This window comes from Chryseobacterium carnipullorum (assembly GCF_900142785.1).
Classification (GTDB): Bacteria; Bacteroidota; Bacteroidia; order Flavobacteriales; family Weeksellaceae; genus Chryseobacterium; species Chryseobacterium carnipullorum.
The window spans coordinates 1-4339 of the sequence record NZ_FRCD01000042.1 but is presented as its reverse complement, the minus strand read 5'-3'; the positions used below and the strand labels follow the sequence as shown (position 1 = coordinate 4339).

Genomic DNA, 4339 nt, shown 5'->3' with positions numbered 1-4339 from the left:
TGGGGTCAGTCGACGAAAAGTAAAATTTTGTACGTTAAGGATAAAATCTATTAATATTTGAAATTTAAATAGACTGACTAAATGATTACGCTTTTCCTAGTGATCTAAACTCTCCTTTTTTAAGTTTGATACGGTCTTCCCAAACATAGTCTCCGGTAAGGTGAATATGTTCCCAGCCTAATGGAGAAAGATACTGAAGTAAATCATCATTAATTTCTTCGCCCTGTTCTTTCAGATGTTCCACTGCTTTTTCAATATAAACCGTATTCCATAAAATAATAGCAGCGGTTACCAGATTAAGACCACTTGCCTTATAACGTTGATTTTCAAAGCTCCGTTCTCTGACTTCTCCAAACCTGTTAAAATATACAGCTCTTGCCAAAGCATTTCTGGCTTCACCTTTATTAAGTCCAGCAGTAACTCTGCGTCTAAGTTCCGGACTCATGTACCAGTCGAGCATAAATAAGGTTCTTTCAATTTTACCCAATTCCCGTAATGCTACTGCCAGTCCGTTTTGCCTTGGATAGCTTCCAATCTTCTTTACAATCAGTGAAGCTGTAACAGTTCCATTTTTTATGGAAGCTGCAAGCCTTACTATTTCGTCCCAGTTTTGAATAATCTTTTTACTGTTGATTGTTCCTCCTATATGTTCTGATAACGCAGAATAGCCCGTAGATGCTTCAGGAATAAATAGCTTCTTATCATTCAAATCTCTGATTCTTGGGGCAAATTTAAATCCCAATAATTGCATCAAAGCAAACACATGATCGGTAAACCCTGAAGTATCTGTATAATGTTCTTCTATCTGTACATCAGATTCATGATACTGAAGCCCATCCAAAACATAGGTTGCATCCCTCACTCCTACACTGATGACCTTGGTATGGAAAGGTGCGTACTGATCGGAGATATGAGTGTAAAACTGAACTCCGGGACTGCTTCCATATTTCGGATTAATATTTCCTGTTCTTTGCGCATAGCTGCCAGTTGCAAACCTTTGACCGTCCGAAGAAGATGTTTTGCCTTCTCCCCAGTAAAAAGAAAATGGATGTGTGGATTGAACATTTATAATTTCCGCTAAAGCTGAAGAATACGTTTCGTCACGGATATGCCACGCTTGAAGCCAAGAGAGTTTTGCGTAAGAAGTTCCCGGAGAAGCTTCAGACATTTTTCTTAAACCCAAATTGATAGCATCTGAAAGTATTACGGTGAGTAAAAGGTTTTTGTCATCAACTTTATTTCCGGATTTTAGATGAATGAACTGATCTGTAAAGCCCGTCCACTGATCGACTTCTTTCAAAAGATCTGTGATTTTAATAAGAGGAAGCAGACTGTATATTTTTTTTCCTAAAACTTCAGCTTCTTCAGGAACTGTATTTTCAAGAGGTTTAATTTTTATTCTGTCATTAATAATAGAAGTATCCTGAAGTTCATTACTTTCAATAAGTTTACAAACGATTTGTATTTTATTTGAAAGAAGCTCCATCCGCTCCGAAAGAAACTCTTCGACATTCAACGCTACGTCCAGAGGAACTTGATTCTGATCTCTCATTTCAGTAAATCTGTCTGCAGGAATAAGATAATCTTCAAAATCTTTGTACTGTCTTGAACCCTGTACCCAAAGATCTCCGGAACGCAGATGGTTCTTGAGTTCAGAAAATATACACAGTTCATAAAACTTTCTATCAGTACCATTCTCCGTAAATACCAGTTCTTCCCATCTTTTTCTTATAAAACCTGATGGAAGCTTTTCCGGCAATCTTTTTATTTTTCCTTCATATAGGTCTATCAGAATATTTACTGCTTTCAAAATATCTTCAGCTACCGGAGCGGACCGTAAATCTAATTCTCTTAAAAATTCTCCACCATATTTTTTTATCGTAAAATATTTATCGGATATAAAATACAGGGAATCAAAATTTTGTTTAGCCGTTAAGTTTTTAGCTTCCGAAATACTTTGAGCCAGAGCTTCCCACGAAATAACCGATTCAACAGCATCGAAAGGATCTTCACCTGTTTCTCTGGCATCAAGAAGCGCATTTCCAATTTTAAAAAATATACCGAGCTGTTCTCCCATGGATTTTCCGGATTCCTGCATTTTTTGAGCTTGTGTATTCTTGGCATATCTGAACAAAGAACCGATGATTTTATCATTCATTTCTATAATTTCATCGATAATAGAAGCTTTGGTTTCCAGAAGTATTGCGACTAAAGTTGCGTATCTCCGGGATTCTTCAAAATCCCTTATATGTTGTGGTGTCATCTGCCTGCCTTCTCTGGCTATTTTCAACAACCGTGTTTGATGAATATCTTTGCCAATATCTTTTGGAAGATCAATCTCTTTAATAGTTTTCAACCTCTTTATGTGCATCAATAAAAATTTTGAATTGACCGCCTGTGGGGATTGCTTTAGCCAATTTAGCCTAGTGATGCTGCTTTTTTCCTGTAAGTTGAGAAGAGCATCTAATAGATGTTTTTGATGATCGGACAATGAAGAACTCAGAGTATCATAAATTTGCTTTTCTGCATTAATAAGGGCTTCTGAGCAAAGCCTTTCAATTGTATTAATAGAAGGAAGTTGTATTTTACTTGTCCTTAAATAAGTGACAAATTCTTCAGCAATAATTACAGCTCTATCTGTTTGTAAAGCTTTATCATGAATATATTTTAAAGAAGCTTCCTGCTCAAATTCACTATATGTTTTGAAGCCAAAAATTTTTCTGATTAATGTAATATGCTCTCTTCTGGTGACATCCCGAACAGCGTATTTTCCCCAAACAGAAGGATTAATATTAAGCTGTTCGCAAACATATTGTAATAGTAAAAAATCCGGAGTTTCGTTAGATTTTAAAACCTTGCCAGGGAAGCGTAGATAACATAGTTGTATGGCAAACCCTAATTTGTTTGCAGTGCCTCTGCAATTTTGCTCAATAATTATAATATCAGATTCCGTAAGAGTATACCAACGTATAATATCTTCCTTTAAGGAAGGAGACTCAATTAAATTTTCTTTCTCTTTTTCAGATAATATTTTTCTTAAAGCCATAATTTCAAATTATTCTTGCACAAACGATCCTTTTTGCAACAAAACTCAGAATGTTCGGGAAGCATGAATTTGACAGTCGCAAAAAAGTATTGCAAAATAAAAATATTTTGCGATATGTTTGTGCGAAATATTTATCTTTGTGTAAATAATCTTATCATGAAAAGTATTGTTATTTATCCGGATAATCCAAAACAATTCTCCGTTATTGAAGCTTTTTTAGAAGAAATGAAAATCCGTTTTAAAAGTCAGGAAGACATTATAATTTCTGAAGAAATAAAACAATCTGTCTTAGAAGGCATAAAAGATGCAGAAGAGGGAAGGCTCATTTCAAGTGAAGAAGTTAGAAAAAAAGCAGCAGCTTTATGTTCGAAATAGAATGGACTGAAAAAGCAGAACGTTTATATCTGGAAGCTTTGGAATTTTGGACCAATCATAACAAGTCTGCCACTTATTCAAAGAAGATAGTAAAACAGGTTTCTGAAAAAGAAGATTACATTGCCAACAACCCTTACGCAGGACAAGAAGTTTTTGATATTCCAGGTGTACGATATGTAGTTGTTCTTAGAAAATTTTTAATTTTATATAGAATCAAGAACAAAACAATTCAAATTCTTTCCTTTTGGGACGGACATAAAAATCCACAAGATTTAGAGTTATAAAATACTATCTATGTTAATAGGATATGCCAGAGTCTCCACTCAGGAGCAGGATAATTCAGTTCAGATTGAAGCTTTGAGAAAAGCAGGTTGTGAGCTTATCTTTGAGGAAAAGATTTCCGGTGGAAGATGGGATCGCCCGAAACTTAAAGAGCTTCTTAGCCATCTTCGCAAAGGCGATATTGTTATTGTCTGGAAACTGGATAGACTTTCCCGATCACTGAAGGATCTTCTCTTCTTGATAGAACAGATTGAAGGAAAAAAATCAGGATTCCGAAGCTTGACAGAATCTATTGATACTACCACATCTTCAGGAAGAATGATGATGCAGATGGTCGGAGTATTTGCAGAATTTGAAAGGGAAATGCTGAAAGAACGAACTAAAAAAGGTTTGGAACACGCCCGAAAAGAAGGAAGAATCGGAGGAAGAAAACCCAAATTAAAAGAAGTCCAAAGAAAAGAAATAAAACATCTTATCCAATCGGGACGAAAAACAGCTCCTGAAGTAGCCAAACTATTCGATGTTCATCCGGCTACTATTTACCGATTAATTAAATCAGTTTAATCTATTAAAACAAAACCTTTTAATAGATTTTATCCTTAACGTACAAAATTTTACTTTTCGTCGACTGACCCC

General features: G+C 35.4%; 4 protein-coding genes. 3 read left to right on the top strand and 1 reads right to left on the bottom strand.

What is annotated here, in order from left to right; all coding sequences use genetic code 11:
- Nucleotides 1–85 precede the first annotated feature (85 nt).
- Entirely contained in the window at nt 86–3046 is a 2961-nt protein-coding gene (locus BUC06_RS23180; RefSeq protein WP_073336985.1) for a Tn3 family transposase, read from the bottom strand.
- Nucleotides 3047–3202: 156 nt separating this feature from the next.
- On the opposite strand from BUC06_RS23180, the gene BUC06_RS23175 reads away from it, so the two are divergent.
- The 3 genes from BUC06_RS23175 to BUC06_RS23165 are packed head-to-tail and all read left to right on the top strand — an operon-like array spanning nt 3203 to nt 4267.
- The gene (locus BUC06_RS23175; RefSeq protein WP_073336984.1) at nt 3203–3421 is read left to right on the top strand and encodes a hypothetical protein; all 219 of its coding nucleotides are present in this window, start codon (nt 3203–3205) and stop codon (nt 3419–3421) included.
- Nucleotides 3409–3705: a type II toxin-antitoxin system RelE/ParE family toxin gene (locus BUC06_RS23170; protein ID WP_073336982.1), complete on the top strand. Its 297-nt coding sequence runs from the start codon at nt 3409–3411 to the stop codon at nt 3703–3705. Before BUC06_RS23175 ends, BUC06_RS23170 begins: the two co-directional genes overlap by 13 nt.
- A 10-nt stretch (nt 3706–3715) precedes the next feature.
- Nucleotides 3716–4267, top strand: a complete 552-nt coding sequence (locus tag BUC06_RS23165; RefSeq protein ID WP_073336980.1) for a recombinase family protein — start codon at nt 3716–3718, stop codon at nt 4265–4267.
- Nucleotides 4268–4339 lie beyond the last annotated feature (72 nt).

Bases quoted from the DNA above. Each gene is read 5' to 3' on its own strand.
- BUC06_RS23170 (WP_073336982.1), top strand. From the start codon at position 3,409: ATGTTCGAAATAGAATGGACTGAAAAAGCAGAACGTTTATATCTGGAA.
- BUC06_RS23180 (WP_073336985.1), bottom strand. From the start codon at position 3,046: ATGGCTTTAAGAAAAATATTATCTGAAAAAGAGAAAGAAAATTTAATT.
- BUC06_RS23165 (WP_073336980.1), top strand. From the start codon at position 3,716: ATGTTAATAGGATATGCCAGAGTCTCCACTCAGGAGCAGGATAATTCA.
- BUC06_RS23175 (WP_073336984.1), top strand. From the start codon at position 3,203: ATGAAAAGTATTGTTATTTATCCGGATAATCCAAAACAATTCTCCGTT.